Below are 16,011 nucleotides of genomic sequence, written 5' to 3' on the forward strand. Positions count from 1 at the left end.
TCAAAGCATTTTGCGGGCTTGACCTGTGATGACTGGTCGGCTAAACTACGGGCATGCAGACGAGAGAAGAACTGGAAAAAATTGAAGGGCATAAGCTTGCTTCCTATGCCATGAAGTCGGCTGATTCGAGGGGGCGAAAGCACGATGAGGCGGAGCATCCCATGCGTACCTGTTACCAGAGGGACCGTGACAGGATTATCCACTCAAGCGCTTTCAGGCGGCTCGAATACAAGACACAGGTTTTTGTTAATCACGAAGGTGACTATTACCGGACCCGCCTTACCCATACCCTTGAAGTTGCCCAGATTACACGGACAATGGCAAGGTCGCTCAGGCTGAATGAAGACCTTGCAGAGGCTATTGCCCTGGCCCATGATCTCGGTCATACGCCTTTCGGCCATTCGGGAGAACGCATCCTCAATAAACTCATTAAAGATCACGGCGGTTTTGAGCATAACCTGCAAAGCTTGAGGGTCGTTGATTGCCTGGAGGACAAATATCCCCATTTTAAAGGACTCAACCTTTCCTGGGAGGTGAGAGAGGGAATTATCAAGCATTCTTCGGAGCATGATCACCCCGAGCTCTTTGAAGAGTTTGAGCCTGAACTTAAACCGACCCTTGAAGCTGAAATAGTAAACCTGGCCGATGAAGTGGCCTACAACAACCATGACATCGATGACGGCCTTACATCGGAGATGATAACCCTTGACCAGATCGGTAATGTTGCGCTCTGGAGAGATAATTACGAGCGTGTCATGAAAGAGATGCCTGACCACCCTGCCAAAGTGAAAAGACATCAGACGGTAAGGTACATTATCAATACACTCGTTACCGATCTTATCGAAAATATCTCCTCTAATATTAAGCGTTTCCGTATTGAGACTGTCGGCGATGCAAGAAGTTGCAGGGAGACTATTGTTTCTTTTAGCCCCAGGGTGCTGGAGATGAACCGGGAGCTTAAACTTTTTCTAAGAAAAAATCTCTACAAACACTACCGTGTCATAAGGATGGCAGAAAAAGCCAACAAGTTTATGACGGAACTTTTTCTTACTTACCGCAGCGCGCCGGAACAGCTTCCCCCCCACGTGTATTGCCAGATAGAAGGGGACAACAAGGAGCGAATTATTGCCGACTATATTGCAGGTATGACGGACCGTTATGCCCTTGATGAGTATAAAAAACTTTTCGACCCTTACGAAAGGGTATAAAGGTTTCTTTCTGCCGGTTTGCAGCGCCTTGCCTTAATCTCCCGCACCAGATCTTCCATCGTTTCTATGGCCTTCTCAAAACGTGTGGGGAATGTTGCCGCCTGGTCTTTACTGTGAGTATCACTTCCGCCGATGGCGTTAAAGGAGAGTCTTTTCCATGAATCAAGGCTTAGTGAATTTTCACCGGGTGATTGATTGCTGTTAAGTACCTCTATGCCGTCAAATAGCGGGCTCGTTAGTTCTTCGTCAGTGGGGCATCCGTGCCACCTGAAGGGATGGGCCCAGACGAGGGCTGCCCGGGGAAAGCCTTCTCTTAGTTCTTCCATGGTAAAGATTTCATCGATGGTTTTGTCTGCGCCATAAACAAGGACATGGCCTTTATCGGTTCCCACCTCCTGGCCCGACAGAATTAAAAAGTCCTTCCCGGCACGAGACTTCTTTTTTAACCACCGGAGTTGATCCTCCTGCCACAGATAGTGGTGCTCCGTAAGGACAATTCCGCCAAGGCCCCTTTTCATGGCCAGCCTGACAAGAGTAACAGGGTCAACGTCGCTGCAAGGAGAGTGCCTCAATGTATGGCAGTGCATTTCAAGTAACATATTTCTCCTTTATTTTATCAGGCATTTACCCTTTGATTTTGAGAACTGTTCCTTATTTGATAATAATTTTCATGAAATCGTTTCATTTTTTGTATAAAATTTCATATGAAAGTGATAAATTGAAACCCTGTCGGGCGCATTCTTTGCGTTTGCAGCGATTATCTTTTATTTTACTTTACCCCCTGACGGTGAGTGATTTTTTAGGATATGAGAAAGTGAAGTCTTTTTTGAAAATTACGATGCTTTCCTCTTTTGCCGTGCTGATTCTCTCGGCAATCACTTATGGTGAAACCTACAAATGGGTTGATGAAAAGGGGGTTATTCATTTTCAGGATTATAAACCTGACGGTGTTAGTCCAGGGGAGGTTGAAACCCTGTCGGATGAAGACCTTGAATTTAACAATTACGTCGATTCAAGTAAAGAAAGTGAAGTTAGGTCTTACTACCCTAATTCCGAATCGGGAGAGTCTGATGATGATAAAAAGAAAAAAGTCAGGTATTCGCAAAACCAGAAAGTGGAACTCTATGTGACAAGCTGGTGCGGGTGGTGCAAAAAGGCAGAGGCTTTTTTTAATGCCCGTGGCATTAGCTTTGTAGAGTATAATGTTGAAAAGGATAAAAATGCAGCCCGCCGCCTTAAGGAACTGAACAGGCGCGGTGGTGTACCGGTGGCCGTAATTAACGGTAAGAAGATCTTGGGTTTTTCGGAAGGAGCTTATGAGAATGCTCTTAAAAAAAGGTAGCAGTGCTGATCGAGCTGTGTATGTTTTTTCTGCAAAATCTGTCTGTGAATAAAATGCTGGATTGTAATCATACGCTGCCGGCAGAAAAGGAGTATTGATGAATTTGTATGTGGGTAAGCTTCCTTTCGATGTTACAGAAAGTGATCTGAGAGAGGCATTTTCCCGGTTTGGGCATGTAGAAAGTGTAAAACTTGTTATAGATCATTTTACGAAAAGGTCCAAAGGGTTTGGTTTTGTAGATATGCCTGATAATTCGGAAGCTGATCAGGCAATTAAGGCGCTCAACAAGAGTAATTTTAAGGGGAGTATTATTAAGGTAAACGCTGCCGATGCAGGTGACAACAGGCGTATAGAGCGTAAGAAAAAAAAGAGAAAGCGATTTTAGGTGGGGCGCCTAGCGGGAGCAATGATTCCCCTTAAGCCTGTTTTGTTCTGAAAAAAGGGAGATTGCTCCTATCCAGAATAATGCGGGAACGAGTTGCAAAAGTGTTCTGTCTCCTGACGTTTGAATATGGTAGCCAAGGTCATAGGGTGTAATGCAATAGATGGCGAAAAGGGAGAGTATATGAAAAAAACAGGTGGCAAGATAGAACTGATAAGCTTTTCTTTTCAGATCACCGCAGGTAAACATTTTTAATAAAGCAAGGGCCATGAATATCCATAATAAACCCCACCCCGGATAGCCTGTGTTGATTATTTGTTCCAAATAAAAGAGGACTATCTCCCCTGATCTTTCAATCATTGTTCCCGGCGAGGGAATTCCCTTTGAAAAGAGTTCGCTCCCTATGCCGGCCATATTCTTGTACATTATCCAGATAACGGAAACCAGGGTTCCCGTCAGGGCAAAGCTGATAAAGGAGTAAAATTGTTTTACTCCCCCTTTTTTAGTGGCTTTTATCACTGACAGGAGCAGTAATGCCGAGGCTGTCGAGGCCCAGAAAGCAAGACCCTCATTTTTAACATTCATCCCCAATGCCAGAATAATTGCTCCAGTCCGGAAATAAGCCTTTTCATCTTTTTCAATCCAGTTAAAGAGGCAGACAATACCTGCCAGGTTGTAGAAAGCCTGTATAGCGTCTGCCGAACTCATGAGAACATTATCCGTAATGGGCCAGATAAAGGAGAGGAGGATGAGCATTAATAGCGCAGTCCATGTTTTCATATGCTCTAAAAGCGTCGAGTAGAAGAAGAGCAGCATACATATCCAGAAGGCCAGAGGGACGAGCCTGACGACATGATCATTGATATGGCCCAGGTGAAAGTATATCCAGTATTCTGTCAGGGGAATAAGGAGGGGGTAATCGGGGTGAGAGTAGGCATAACGTTCAAGATCTGCAAGAAAGGGGTTGCTTATTTTCCCATCGACGTAGAATGCTTTTGCCTTAAAGGCCCATATTGCCCATGCATCCCACTCAAGCCCCTTATGAAGTGAGGGAAGGAAGAGGAGGAGAAAGAGACATCCTGTCAACAGGAGCCCCGCTGCTTCTCTTTTGTCCGGTAACAAGTCTCTCTTAAAATGAAGTTTACCTTTACGGAAAAGGTTGAAAATTATCAATAACAAAAGAAGGATGTAGACAATGAAGGGAGCCAGATGGCCTGTAAAAAGTGAGCTTGTAAAGAGAAGGAGGTATAGAAGGCCGGTGCCTATGCAAAATTCCACTGCCATAGTGCTTAAAAGCTGATTGTTGCTCTGTCGCAAACCGGTTGCCACCATGAAATTCAAACCTAGCAGCCAAAGTGAGAAGAGGGAAAAAAATGTTATGAAAAGATCCACCATTAAGGCGACCTCCTTTTGTAAACGATGGCTCTCACGTCCCGGGCATCGGTGATAATACTGAATCCCGGCAGGTGTGCCCTTGCTCCGGCAAGGGTAATAATGTAGGTATAGTCTTTAGTCTTTAAGGGCAGAAGATTGGATGCATCCAGGGAAAGGGGAAGAGGTTTTTTGTAATTCCTGTAGTCATAGGAAACTTTTTTTAACATTCCTCTCCCCAGGATTTCGGCAAAATCGATCTTTTGGGGATAGAGCCTGTAACGTATCCTGAAATGGTAAAACCACCTTTCATCAGCCAAGAGGCCGGGGGGAAGGATAATGAGTACAGCTTTTTCCTTCTTTGGTTTTAATTTTTCAAGGACCGTAGAGACAAAAAAAACATTAATATTTTCCTGGTTGAAGTTCTTGATTTTTGATAAGGAGTCGACATATTTGCCGTAGGCCGGATAAAGAGACAGGCCGAACCATAACCATAAAACGGCTAAAGCGAGTTTTTTGTATTTGTCAGGTTCCAATGGGATCATCATTATGGAGACTGTTCAGGTATTTGTTCAGTAGAAACCTTCTATGAGAGGCCTTGATCTTTACCTCCTTTTTCTTTACTGCTCATAAAAAAGGATATGGTAAACAGCGATAGAATAAAACCGATATAGTTTGCTGCAAAATATCTTCCGAAAAAGAGGAAAATGGAGAGCATAACCGCATAGCCCGTTAACATTCGTTCTAAGGTGTTCCTCTTGAACTGCTGATATAGAAGCCGGCAAAGGAGGGGAAAGGTTAATATAATCTGGACAAGAGTAAAAGGAAAGTAGTCCGTCACTTTATTTACCCGTCCAAAGTGAATAAGAAGATTAGAAAAACCGTAGCCCGAATCTCCCCGTATAGGGTAGGGGTGTAAGGTTTTTCCCGCATGGTAGGAGAATAGATCTCCCCAAAATGCCTGGAAATTCCACATTAAAAATGGGAGAAAAGTGACCATGAAGACGATTGTAAAGGCTGTCATCTCTTTTGACAGGAGCCACTTTTTTATGGCTTGAGAGGAAAGTTTTTTTTCGCTAAAAAGATATAAGAAGAAGAAGGGAACCAGTACCCAGGCCATCTGTTTAATACCGCAGGCGAGGGCTAATATTAGGGCCGCAGCAACGGTTTTCCCCTTTTTTAGAAAATAAACCATAAGAACGATCCAGAGAAGGAGAAAAAGGTCATTCATCCCCTCTTTCATTGCTGCCGCAGTGAGAGGATTTAAGGATAAAAGGGCCAGCATGGAAAGTCTGGAAGTTTTGTCCTCTGTTAATTTACAGGCGAGGACCATGAGAACGATAAATGCAATGAGGTAGAGAAAACGCTGGTCATACCAGCCGAATACCCCCCGGGATACTGCGTAAAATGGCAGGGTGGAAAGGAAGGTAGTGGGCGGATAGGGGAAATGATGGATTATGGGGTTTTCTTTTAATCCATATTTTTGCCATATAAGGGGATTGACTGCATCTCTGACAGGTGTATTTTCATAAGTGACGGAATAGGGATTCTTCCCCTGCAATAAAAATTTTACCGCTTCCTCTATTTGAACGACAGCGCCATCATGAGCATAGGCTGATGGGCCGATATGATGTCTGGCCATAATCAGGTTTAATGTGGGTGCAATGACGGTAATAAAAACCAGTAAAGATATGATGAGGAGCTTCCCTCTGTATATCCACAGAAGCCTCTTTTCCCGTGAGAAATCAATGGTATCCACAAGAAGATAGGAAAATAGAAGAAAAACCTTAATAAAATTATAAAGCGGTTTTAATGGATCACCCATGGGAACCAGGTGAGGTTTGGCCGGAAGAAGGTAATTAGTCCAGGGGTAGGTTTCTCTCCATCCTGCAAAATTATCAGGGTTCATATCTTTTGTTGAAATAACAAGGATCAATAAAAGCACGGTGTCAATGGAGATGTTTCTTTTATTGCTATTCACGCTGTTCCCTTTGAGGTTCAGATGGCTTTTCCTTTGGGTTGATTGTCTTTTTGCCGGATAGCTGCGATAGCATTGGCTTTATTCAGGTATGCGATGTAATCAAACTACAGGTAAGTTTTTAGGATGTCAAGAAATAATGAATGCAGAAATCTGATCAAAAAAAGCACTTTTATTCATCTTGCAGTAGTGACAAAATAAAGATAATTATCTCTTAACAGGGAGGGATGGGAATGAATTACAGATCATTCCACGCCCGGGGGGGAATAAATTTTTCTCTTTTTCCGGTTCATTCCGGGGAGAGGGTTGAGAGGACTTAATCTTCTGTTATATGTTATACTGTAACATTTGCTTCGCCTGTAAGATGTTTTGAATAATATTTCTTTTTTTATTGCCGTGAGGAGGTAATTGAAATGAGTAATGATTTGAATGAACTCTTTGATGAAGCGATAAATATGGAGTTAAATGCGGCCAGATTATACGAATTGTTCCGGGATATTTTACCTGACGATTCACTGTTTTGGGGACAGCTGGCGGTTGAGGAAAAAAATCATACGGCCTTATTGCAGGATGGGAGAGAGCGATTTTATCCCATGGGCAAGTTTCCCATAGAAGTTTTCCCTTCATCAATTACGAGCCTCCTGTGGGCTAACAGGGGAGTTGTTTTTCTTATAGACAAGTATAGAGAGAGGCCTCCTTCAAGAGAGGAGGCTTTTAATACTGCCCTCAGCCTTGAGCAGGCGGCCGGTGAAGCTCATTTTCAGCAGTTTATGGAGAAAGGTCCGGCAACCAAAGTTGAGGAGATTTTTAAGGAACTCAACAGGAATGATAGAGATCATGCGAAAAGAATTCGTTCTTATATGGAAGAACACCATATTAAGATTGAGAAGTAGCTTTTCTCCGGGCTGGTTATGAATGAAAAATATAATAATGCCCTTGCCCTGAAGGAATAGCTGGATCAAAAATGGAAGGAAGATGAAGAAAAACAGTTACCGTGAGGCATCCCTCAAACTTCACGGGCTCATATGTGCCAAGTGCGCCAGAGAGTTTAACTATAAAAATAAACACCTTCTTACCGTGCACCATAAAGATGGCAACAGCAGGAATAATCCTCCCGACGGTTCCAACTGGGAAAACCTTTGCGTCTATTGCCATGATGATGAGCATAGCAGAGGATTGCTTGGAGACTATTTAAGCAGTGACAATAAGAAAGGGTAAGAAAAACTGTGACCAATAATGACATACTGAAGAAGTTGAGAATAGCCCTGGAATTAAAAGACACCGATATTATCGACATCCTGAAACTTGCAGACTTTGAGCTTTCAAAGTCCGAGCTTTCGGCGCTTTTTAGAAAAGAGGACCACAAAAACTATAAGGAGTGCGGTGATCAGCTTTTAAGGCGATTCCTTAATGGACTTATTATTCGCAACAGGGGCAAGAGAGAGGAAAAGAAGCCCCGAAGAAGAATAGTAAAATCCTGAGTTTTGTAGCAGGCTCAAAATCGGTTGCTGACAGAGGCGGGTCAATTTTGTAAAATGCAATACCTGACAGAATGATTGGGAGTAAAAAAATGGATAAAGCTAAATATTTTTACCGTGTTTTAATTTTCACCAGGGAGGGAGAGGATGTTTTTGTCCTGGACAGGTTTAAAGAAAACAAGAAGGTAGCCCTCGAACCCTGGCTTGGTGTTGTTGTGTCTCTTGCTGATGGACAGCACAGGCTTGGTGAACTTGTTGAATATCTTGCCGGGAGCTACAAGGGCTCCCCTCCTGCCGATCTTGAACGGACTATTGAGTCTGTTGTCGATCGCCTTGTTGAATCGGAAGTGATCAGGCTAAGTGATGAAGCGGTTACACTGCCTTCCTACCTGGTTGTTCCATTAGAGGAACAGGATGCCGAAGCAGCAAGAGAGGAAATGGTGAAAGATGGATATATTTTGCAATAAAGGAGATTATTAGTAATGAAGCGCATAGCGGAACTGCATAAACTCTCCATGGATCATCATCTCGCACTGGTTCTTGCGCGAAGGGGCAAGCTTGCTTCGGAAGGAAAGGCGGGTTATGTTGCTGATGAAATATGGGCGGATATCGATAAAAAATTTGAGGCTGAGCTGGAACCTCATTTCAAGGTTGAAGAAATGTATCTTTCCCCTGCAATGAGGGATGCCGGTGAGTCGGAGCTTATAGACAGGCTCGATGAAGAGCATAAGCTTTTAAGAGGTATCATTTCCAAGCGCAGCGGCCGCAGTAATGAATTGCTTAAAGAATTTAGCGAAGTGCTCGAAAAGCATGTTCGCTTTGAAGAACGTATACTTTTTGAAAGGGCTCAGGATATTTTAGCACCGGAGGTTTTCAGAAAAATCAAAGAGGCATGCCATCACTGAGAACATTTATAATATTTACATGTTTTTTCGCCTCTAATAGTTTGACTTTACTCGGGGAGGATGTTGGATGATTAAAAAAATAACAGGTATATTATTTCATACGGCAGGTGTTGTTATGCTCACCCTTGCCTATAAAGAATACTATTCTGTTGCGGCAAAGGTGTCCAAGTTGGTGAAAGGCGCTCCACCGGAGAAAGTGCTGATCCTTCTTTCCGGCGGAATTGTTTGTACCATGATAGGACTTTTTCTGATATACAGAGCGCCGAGACGTTAAAAAATGGTAAACCTGCTTTAATCAATAAAGGAATTAAAATGGATAAAATAGTGGAAAAGAGTGAAGAACTCTTTAATTCAGGTTATTACTGAGCAGAAAGTGTCATCCTTGCAGTTGCAGGGAAAGGTGACATTGATCCTGCTCTATTGACAAAGCTTGCCGGCGGATTTTGCAGCGGCATGGCCAGAACGTCGGGTATGTGTGGCGCTGTAACAGGAGGAATTCTCGCCATTAATCTCCTTCTGGGGCGTGAGGACCTTTCAGATTCCATAGAAGGGAATTACAGCGCCGTTCAGAAACTGATTGAAAGATTTGAAAACCGTTTCCAGTCCGCTAACTGTACAGAACTTCTCCAGTGTGACCTCGGCACTGAAGAAGGGCAGAAAAAGTTCAGGGAAGAGGAGCTTTTCAACCGGTGCAGGGAATTTACTTCAGAGGCCGCCAGAATAACGGCTGAAATCCTGGAGAGTATCGAAAAAAAAGGGTGAAAGTTTTGCCTTTTATTTCAGTCGCAACCTGTCCTCAATAAATAGCTATTAATCTTAAAAAAACTCTTTTGCATTATCCCTTTGGATCTAGGCAAAAGGTTGCAATTCGTGCCTCCTCTCTTTATGAAAAAAGGGATGTTTGGGAAATACTTTTCAATTAATTAGTCATTACTCCTCATTTTTTTAACCTGGAAACAGCCGTTGGGCATGAATTTAGTCCCTCTTGTCCCCCTGGAAATTTGCATTAACTATTTCTGCCTGAAATGACGCAAAAGACTTGTTACTTCGGCTCGGAGATCTCTGATCGGAGAACTCTGTCCGGAGCTCTCTGAAAGGCAGGAGGAAAAATCCTTGTCTCGAATATAATGATAGACCTTAAGGCTTTTTCCCTTCACCCCAAGGGCGCTTGTCACTTTGTTCGGGCGCACTCGAAATGACAGGTCACTGTAATTTCCTAAAGGGACATGGCTGAAAGTTAATCGTTATTTCATTTAAGATATTATAAATTATATGTAAATTATAACTATTAATAGTTGTAATAGTTATATATAAATATAAAATAAATTAATACTCATCAATTAAATAATATTCTGATAATAATTAGAATAAAATATGTTAAATATATATAAGTTATGGTCTGCAGCTGTTTTTTTCAGCCTTTAAAGAGGAAAAATAATAAAAAGCTTCATTTACAATTCTGTCATGATCTGGTAGAACTGGTTTGATAAAAAAAGCAAAGGTGAAGGATATGGATTATTCGCTTTATGAACCTCACATCGATTTTATTTACACAACGCTTCTCATGATATGGGGGGGGAGTTGTATCGGCATCGGACTCATTGCCATTCCCTATATATTTCAACATATGGAGTCCAATACGGAGGCCTCTCACCTTACATCACGCATATTAAAGCGGCAGGACTTTCTCATTCGTATTATTGCCCTTTGCATGCTTCTTCTCTTCTACTTTAAAAGTAAACTTCTTTATTCCTACCAGCATGTAGAGTGGGCGTCATATGTTGCCGTTCTGCATTTCTATATTTTTGGTAAAATAGTGTCTAAAAGGTTATGGAAGCTGCGTGACAGTATAGAATCCTTTGACTCTCCTGCCGGTGAAGACAAAAAAAGGAAACAGTTTCGCCGGTGGCATATTGTGGGGCGGACTCTTTATATGGGACAGATCCTGGGTGTTGCGGCGCTGCTTTATCTCCATGCCTTCGGCCTTAAATAGACTTGGGAAAAGTTAAAAAATGAGATGGTTAACGATATAGCTGCAAAGGCCATAAAGAAGGCATTAGCATATTTTGAATGAAGCCTGGGTCCTGCAAGTAAACCGCTTTTTAATACCGGTTTTCTCGCTTTTCTCCTGCTCAGTTCTATCTTTAGTGTCTTTATGGCAAAAAAAAGGCCCTGCAAATTGCAGGGCCTGTTAATTGTTGTTTCCGTGATACCTAGATCATTACAACGTTATCGGCAGCAGGGCCTTTGGGGCCATCAACAACTTCAAACTGAACCCTTGCGCCTTCTTGCAGTGATTTGAACCCATCGCCTTTAATGGCAGAGAAATGAACGAAAAGATCGCCGCCATTGTCCTGCTCAATAAAACCGAACCCCTTTGAATCATTAAACCACTTTACTCTTCCTTCTTGCATCTTTACTACTCCTTTACTTTTGGTTCCCCTGGGGAACCATTTAATAATTTACCCGATAGATAGAAATAATACCGGGGTGCAACATTTAAACAAGTCCTGCATACAAAAAAACCGCACATTCTTTTTGCTCAGATTGTGCGGTTTACTTTTATGTACTTCTTGACTACAATCAAACACTGCACAGATTTATGAATTCTATCATATAATTTTACAAAAGCAAAGTTATTTTCTTTGTGACGACGTATTCATTTTTTTGTTGACTCAAGCTTTGCAAATTGAAAATATTATAGCGTTATGGCTGATAGCATGGAAGAAGGACAAGGAAAGGTACTTATAATTGATGATGATGCCTCTTTCCTCAAAATTATAAAGAAATATGTGAGGGATAATTACCCCTGCCTTCATGTGAATGGTTGTGAAGATCCTGTAAAAGGTCTGGCTGCAATCAGCGCTGATCTCGACCTCCTCCTTCTTGATCTTGAAATGCCCGGCCTTGATGGTGGCAAGATTCTTTCTTACGCAAAGAGTTTAGGTATTAATAAAAGCCGAATAATTATTCTTTCCGGCCGTGATGCAGATTATCTTCACGAAATATTCCCTATGGGGAGTTGCCTTGCCGTACTCAATAAGCATGAAGTCCGTCAAAAAGCTGTCCTCGACATGGTTTTCAGCGCTTTGCAGACAAAATGCGGCAGTTAACGGGAGAAGGTCTAAATAAAAATATACTAAAAAATGATGAGGAAAAAATGGACTACAGTTTCAGGTTGGATTTTAAGGTTAGAGATTATGAATGCGATATTCAGGGTGTCGTAAATAACGGTGTATACCAGAATTACCTGGAGCATGCGAGGCATGAATTTCTGCTGCAAGCAGGAGTGAACTTTGCAGCGCTTGCAAAGAATAATGTAAACCTTGTTGTTGTAAAGGCTGAACTGGATTACAAGCTCCCTTTAAGGAGCGGAGATGAATTCTGGGTTGGAATAAATACAAACAAACCGTCAAGGGTAAGGTTTGAATTCCTTCAGGATGTTTACAGGTACTGTGATAACAGGCTTATAATGAATGCGAGGATCACCGGCACTTCGGTAAATGAAAAAGGACGGCCCTTTGTCCCCGATGAAATAGTGCATCTCTTTTGAAAAAGAACTGAATTTAAGTCTATGTTATTGAGATTACTTGCCTTAATATGGATCCTCTTTCTCTTAACGGCCTGTGCTTCAACAGGGCCTGGCTATGATAATGCGCTTACCATAGAGGATCTTTTGCCCCATGAAAGAGTCCTCTCCATTGATGGAAGGGAAATTATAACGCTCGACGGCAGCACCTGTTACACCATTCTTGAAGAGAATGGTGTAACCTTTGAAAAGGTGGATAAGGCAAAAGGTGTTCAGTTCCCTATTCGTACAAATTCTCCCCTGGGCGGTGTTAAATTTAACTATCTTTATGATTCGGATACTTACTCTATTATGGATTGCAGACTTGCCGTTGCCCTTATTGAGTGGGGCGCTTTGCTTGCCGACTATGGTGTCCGGGAGGTGGGACACATGCGGACCTATTCTCCCGGAGCAAAAGTGAGGGGAGGGCGAAAAAAAAGTGGTCACAGCAGGGCCATGGCCATTGATGCCGCGGCATTTATCTTTAGAAATGGCGAACTATGGAAAATAGAAGAGGACTGGTCTGACAGGCGCAGGAAAGTTAAACCCTGTAAACCCGGCAGGAGGGACAGGACGGGAAGACTGAAAAGACTTCGGGACATAACCTGTAAAACGGCTGACCTCAATCTCTTCCAGGTCATATTGACCCCTCATTACAACAGGGCGCATCATGATCATCTTCATCTTGAGCTTGACTGGAAGGAGAGCGGGATTATCAGATAAAAAGTGTGGTCTCTATTTATATATTTACCATTGAAGGTAACTTTTGGCCCAGTAATTAGTCAGCAAGGCGCTCGCCTGTGCAGGATGGCTTGCTCTTGTCCCGTTAATCTCATTCATGTGAAGACAGACAAGGATGAGCGCTTTTTTAGCGTTTTTTCTGTCGCGGGCGTATCCTGCATACCATTCATATCGAATATTGCCTACATTTTTTGTGCCTGTTTTTCCCCCTGTTCTCAGCCTTTCCTTGTTGTATGGGTAAAAAACTTTCGGATTGTTGTAGGAAGTTCTGGCCGAGCCTTTTTTTAATGTAGTCTCCAGCATTCTTTTAAGCCCATAGTAGGTATTTTCTTTAAAGGGTGATTGATTAAGGCCAATGGCTTTGACGGGGGCATAAGCGGGCGCCAGCAAAGGCGACCAGGGCATTTCGGGATCTTTTCCCAATAGAATAGATCGGACTATGGCAGCAGCAAGGAGGGGAGAAATAGTGATATCATCTGTGAAACCACTGGCGGCTTCTGCTATGGCGAAATCATCGGAAGGCAAGGGGTATCTGCTTTCTAAAGGAACACCTTTGGCAAGGAGGCGGTTGAAACCGAGCCTTTCTGCCGCCGACATTAACCTTTTGCTTCCCAGGTCGAGGCCGACTATACCTATGGGTGAATTCATTGAAAGAGAGAATGCCTTCTCCAGTGTTACCCGCTTGCCATTGTAGTTTTTTGGAACTTCCAACTGATTTTTATAAAGAGTCACACTTCGGCCAATGGCCGGTATTTCTGTGTGATTGGAATATCGCCTCGATTCGAGCGCTGCAGCAGCAGTGACAATTTTTACAAGACTGGCGGCGGGAAATGAACTGTCCGGTAAATAGGACGGCAGTTCCTGCGGCGCAAAGTTCTGCTGCTGGCCCCATGCCAGAATTTCTCCATTGGCGCCGTCAACCATGAGGTAGACCGCTCCAAAGGGTTTCTGAGAGCCGAGTACGTTGAGGACGTTAAGGGCAAGCTGTTTGTCTTTTTGACGTGACAGGAAATTTGCCTGAAAGGTGTCTTCCTTTTTTTCAGTTTTTGGTTCATTTTCCTTCTTCAGGGATACTTCTTGCGGGGCATTTTCTTTTTTTGGGGGTGCTCCTGCTTCGGTAAGGGTTTGTTCTGTTTGAGGTTTTTCCGGCTCATAGCGATAAAAGCCCAGAATAAGCAGGATGAGAAGCAGAATTCTTATTACAGGGAAACGACGACGGAGTTTCCTGCCCTTAATGGGGTCGGCAAAATCCTTTTGCTTGAAGTCGGTCAATTTTCTAACCTGTCTGGTGATTGGTCTTCATCACCTTTTTTATATTTACAGCCTTTGTATCAGAGATGCCGTCAGATGTCAAATGAGATGATAAATGTTTATGTTCCACCGTTTGCGGCAGGGTGGTTGATTCTGTTCATAAAGAATTTAAATCAATGTGATAAGGATGTTTTTTTGTTACTGAAACCCCGAATATTGCTTGCATGATATATCTTCTTTTGATAGGTTTAATGTGTGATGAACCCTGCATTAATATTATTGTGATTATGGAAAGTATGCTGCCTCAAATAACGTACACTATAGCAATGCTTTTTGTTTCCATGGGCATATTTGTTGTTGCCAAATGGGCAAATGATTTGTTTACTCCCTATGGTATTACGGTCCAGTTGGTAGAAAAAGATAATGTGGCTTTGTCCTTAAGCCTGGCAGGGTATTTTGCTTCAACAGCAATTATCATAATAGCTGCATTACTGGGGCCTTCCGCCGGCCTGGGAAAAGATGTTCTCATTGTTGGGGGATATGCTTTACTGGGGATAGTATTTCTTAACATTTCACGGGTCATCAATGACAGGGTGATGCTGCACAAGTTCAGTAACATTAAGGAAATAATTGAAGACAGAAATGCCGGTACCGGCGCCATTGAATGCGGTGCCTACATTGCTTCCGGCCTGATTGTCGCCGGGGCAATTCATGGAGAAGGCGGTGGTCTGACTACAGCTTTTATTTTTTTTATTCTTGGCCAGATTGTTCTCGTTCTTTTTGCAAACCTTTATAACTTTTTGACCTCTTTTGATTTGCACGATGAAATTGAAAAGGATAACGTGGCTTCAGGAGTAGCTTTTGGGGGAACGCTGATTGCGCTGGGAATTATTTTAATGAATGGCTTGTGCGGCAACTTTATCAGCTGGCAGCACAATCTTTCAAAGTTTGCTTTAAATGCAGCAGCAGCTTTTATAATATTGCCTTTGGTGAGATACTTTCTGGATAAACTTGTATTGACGGGCTCGGACCTGAACCATGAGATTGTTGCAGACAGAAATTTAGGTGCCGGTCTGCTGGAAATGGCTGTTACAGTATCATTTGCAGCGCTGCTTTTCTTTTTGATATGAGCTCTCTATTTTTTATAGAGAGCTGTTTTTGTAATATATGGGACTTGCCGGACTTGTGTGGTAAGACAATTTGAGTAGAGGAATGACTGATAAAAAGATAACAACAAATAAAAATGAATCCCTTTTAACGCAGGCTGGCGCCCTTCTTATCGGATTTTCCCTTCTCTGTTTTCTAACCTCTTTTTTTATGAATATGTCTACAGAGGTACTCATTGATAAGAATGTGGAAAATGAAGCTCTTGTGGGCCCTGTTAATAATAAAAAATCAAACAGCGTCTATTTTATAAAAGTTTATCAAAATCTTGCTAACAGGCAATCAAACTATATTGGCGTTGATATTTTAAACGATAAAAAAGAATATATTTTTGGATACGGGAAAGAATTATGGTGGGAGGAAGGATATGATTCTGACGGTCGTTGGACCGAAGGTACTAAAGAGACTGAAATGAAAATAACGCTTAAAGATAAGGGAAATCACTATTTTCGAATTTCTCCGGATAAAAAAAAGTCGACTATGCGAGTTAAGGTGGAGCAGAAGATGGCAAGCTCTTTGCCTCACTTTATTCTTGGAATAATAACTATTATTTTTGGAATCGCCCTGGTTATTTATAAAAATAAAGAAAATATTCTTAATAACATGGCTGATAGTTGAGAGTT

At 42.4% G+C, this 16,011-nt stretch carries 22 protein-coding genes; 16 read left to right on the forward strand and 6 right to left on the reverse strand.

The window, feature by feature from the left end:
• The first annotated feature begins 53 nt into the window (after window positions 1–53).
• The gene (locus tag OEV42_07460) at window positions 54–1,208 is read left to right on the forward strand and encodes a deoxyguanosinetriphosphate triphosphohydrolase (GenBank protein MDH3974100.1); all 1,155 of its coding nucleotides are present in this window, start codon (window positions 54–56) and stop codon (window positions 1,206–1,208) included.
• On the opposite strand, the gene OEV42_07465 is transcribed toward OEV42_07460, so the two are convergent.
• Window positions 1,193–1,807 carry a PHP domain-containing protein gene (locus OEV42_07465; GenBank protein MDH3974101.1) on the reverse strand — a complete coding sequence of 205 codons (615 nt, stop codon included), beginning with the start codon at window positions 1,805–1,807 and terminating at the stop codon, window positions 1,193–1,195. The two genes, OEV42_07460 and OEV42_07465, sit on opposite strands and share 16 nt — an antisense overlap.
• Before the next feature lie 227 nt (window positions 1,808–2,034).
• Between OEV42_07465 and OEV42_07470 the strand changes: the two genes are divergently transcribed.
• Together OEV42_07470 and OEV42_07475 are read left to right on the forward strand one after the other, a co-directional pair.
• Window positions 2,035–2,550 carry a DUF4124 domain-containing protein gene (locus OEV42_07470; GenBank protein ID MDH3974102.1) on the forward strand — a complete coding sequence of 172 codons (516 nt, stop codon included), beginning with the start codon at window positions 2,035–2,037 and terminating at the stop codon, window positions 2,548–2,550.
• Window positions 2,551–2,647: 97 nt separating this feature from the next.
• Entirely contained in the window at window positions 2,648–2,935 is a 288-nt protein-coding gene (locus OEV42_07475) for an RNA-binding protein (protein ID MDH3974103.1), read from the forward strand.
• A 9-nt stretch (window positions 2,936–2,944) separates the two neighbouring features.
• Here OEV42_07475 and OEV42_07480 read toward each other — a convergent pair whose 3' ends face one another.
• Genes OEV42_07480 through OEV42_07490 form a run of 3 tightly spaced genes read right to left on the reverse strand, consistent with a single transcriptional unit; the run spans window position 2,945 to window position 6,284 of the window.
• Window positions 2,945–4,327, reverse strand: coding sequence for a hypothetical protein (locus OEV42_07480; GenBank protein MDH3974104.1), 1,383 nt, complete (start codon window positions 4,325–4,327; stop codon window positions 2,945–2,947).
• Window positions 4,327–4,851 (reverse strand): hypothetical protein, encoded by a 525-nt coding sequence (locus OEV42_07485; GenBank protein ID MDH3974105.1) that lies wholly within the window; start codon window positions 4,849–4,851, stop codon window positions 4,327–4,329. The genes OEV42_07480 and OEV42_07485 overlap by 1 nt, the downstream gene beginning before the upstream one ends.
• Window positions 4,852–4,889: 38 nt before the next feature.
• Window positions 4,890–6,284 carry a glycosyltransferase 87 family protein gene (locus OEV42_07490; protein ID MDH3974106.1) on the reverse strand — a complete coding sequence of 465 codons (1,395 nt, stop codon included), beginning with the start codon at window positions 6,282–6,284 and terminating at the stop codon, window positions 4,890–4,892.
• Between the two features lie 410 nt (window positions 6,285–6,694).
• On the opposite strand from OEV42_07490, the gene OEV42_07495 reads away from it, so the two are divergent.
• From OEV42_07495 to OEV42_07530, 8 genes are all read left to right on the forward strand, one after another.
• Complete coding sequence (locus OEV42_07495; protein ID MDH3974107.1) at window positions 6,695–7,174, forward strand: hypothetical protein; 480 nt, start codon at window positions 6,695–6,697, stop codon at window positions 7,172–7,174.
• A gap of 64 nt (window positions 7,175–7,238) precedes the next feature.
• Window positions 7,239–7,499 carry a YajD family HNH nuclease gene (locus tag OEV42_07500; protein ID MDH3974108.1) on the forward strand — a complete coding sequence of 87 codons (261 nt, stop codon included), beginning with the start codon at window positions 7,239–7,241 and terminating at the stop codon, window positions 7,497–7,499.
• Window positions 7,500–7,507: 8 nt separating this feature from the next.
• The gene (locus OEV42_07505) at window positions 7,508–7,762 is read left to right on the forward strand and encodes a DUF1456 family protein (protein MDH3974109.1); all 255 of its coding nucleotides are present in this window, start codon (window positions 7,508–7,510) and stop codon (window positions 7,760–7,762) included.
• An 89-nt stretch (window positions 7,763–7,851) separates the two neighbouring features.
• The gene (locus tag OEV42_07510) at window positions 7,852–8,226 is read left to right on the forward strand and encodes a hypothetical protein (GenBank protein MDH3974110.1); all 375 of its coding nucleotides are present in this window, start codon (window positions 7,852–7,854) and stop codon (window positions 8,224–8,226) included.
• A gap of 15 nt (window positions 8,227–8,241) precedes the next feature.
• Window positions 8,242–8,664, forward strand: a complete 423-nt coding sequence (locus OEV42_07515) for a hemerythrin domain-containing protein (GenBank protein MDH3974111.1) — start codon at window positions 8,242–8,244, stop codon at window positions 8,662–8,664.
• 67 nt (window positions 8,665–8,731) lie between these two features.
• A complete protein-coding gene (locus OEV42_07520; GenBank protein ID MDH3974112.1) occupies window positions 8,732–8,938 on the forward strand; it encodes a DUF3185 family protein in 207 nt (68 codons plus the stop codon).
• A gap of 104 nt (window positions 8,939–9,042) precedes the next feature.
• The gene (locus OEV42_07525; protein MDH3974113.1) at window positions 9,043–9,426 is read left to right on the forward strand and encodes a C-GCAxxG-C-C family protein; all 384 of its coding nucleotides are present in this window, start codon (window positions 9,043–9,045) and stop codon (window positions 9,424–9,426) included.
• Window positions 9,427–10,147: 721 nt separating this feature from the next.
• Complete coding sequence (locus OEV42_07530; GenBank protein MDH3974114.1) at window positions 10,148–10,657, forward strand: hypothetical protein; 510 nt, start codon at window positions 10,148–10,150, stop codon at window positions 10,655–10,657.
• Between the two features lie 220 nt (window positions 10,658–10,877).
• Here the strand turns inward: OEV42_07530 and OEV42_07535 are convergent, their stop codons facing one another.
• Window positions 10,878–11,078 carry a cold-shock protein gene (locus tag OEV42_07535; GenBank protein ID MDH3974115.1) on the reverse strand — a complete coding sequence of 67 codons (201 nt, stop codon included), beginning with the start codon at window positions 11,076–11,078 and terminating at the stop codon, window positions 10,878–10,880.
• A 306-nt stretch (window positions 11,079–11,384) separates the two neighbouring features.
• Between OEV42_07535 and OEV42_07540 the strand changes: the two genes are divergently transcribed.
• Genes OEV42_07540 through OEV42_07550 form a run of 3 tightly spaced genes read left to right on the forward strand, consistent with a single transcriptional unit; the run spans window position 11,385 to window position 12,955 of the window.
• Window positions 11,385–11,777: a response regulator gene (locus OEV42_07540; GenBank protein MDH3974116.1), complete on the forward strand. Its 393-nt coding sequence runs from the start codon at window positions 11,385–11,387 to the stop codon at window positions 11,775–11,777.
• A 47-nt stretch (window positions 11,778–11,824) separates the two neighbouring features.
• Window positions 11,825–12,217, forward strand: a complete 393-nt coding sequence (locus OEV42_07545; protein ID MDH3974117.1) for an acyl-CoA thioesterase — start codon at window positions 11,825–11,827, stop codon at window positions 12,215–12,217.
• Window positions 12,218–12,238: 21 nt separating this feature from the next.
• Window positions 12,239–12,955: an extensin family protein gene (locus OEV42_07550; GenBank protein ID MDH3974118.1), complete on the forward strand. Its 717-nt coding sequence runs from the start codon at window positions 12,239–12,241 to the stop codon at window positions 12,953–12,955.
• A gap of 24 nt (window positions 12,956–12,979) precedes the next feature.
• Here OEV42_07550 and OEV42_07555 read toward each other — a convergent pair whose 3' ends face one another.
• Window positions 12,980–14,245 carry a penicillin-binding transpeptidase domain-containing protein gene (locus tag OEV42_07555; protein MDH3974119.1) on the reverse strand — a complete coding sequence of 422 codons (1,266 nt, stop codon included), beginning with the start codon at window positions 14,243–14,245 and terminating at the stop codon, window positions 12,980–12,982.
• Window positions 14,246–14,463: 218 nt separating this feature from the next.
• On the opposite strand from OEV42_07555, the gene OEV42_07560 reads away from it, so the two are divergent.
• Window positions 14,464–15,354 carry a DUF350 domain-containing protein gene (locus OEV42_07560; protein ID MDH3974120.1) on the forward strand — a complete coding sequence of 297 codons (891 nt, stop codon included), beginning with the start codon at window positions 14,464–14,466 and terminating at the stop codon, window positions 15,352–15,354.
• Between the two features lie 187 nt (window positions 15,355–15,541).
• Window positions 15,542–16,006 carry a hypothetical protein gene (locus OEV42_07565; protein MDH3974121.1) on the forward strand — a complete coding sequence of 155 codons (465 nt, stop codon included), beginning with the start codon at window positions 15,542–15,544 and terminating at the stop codon, window positions 16,004–16,006.
• Window positions 16,007–16,011: the final 5 nt, after the last annotated feature.

This window comes from Deltaproteobacteria bacterium (assembly GCA_029860075.1).
In the GTDB taxonomy this organism is placed as follows: domain Bacteria; phylum Desulfobacterota; class JADFVX01; order JADFVX01; family JADFVX01; genus JAOUBX01.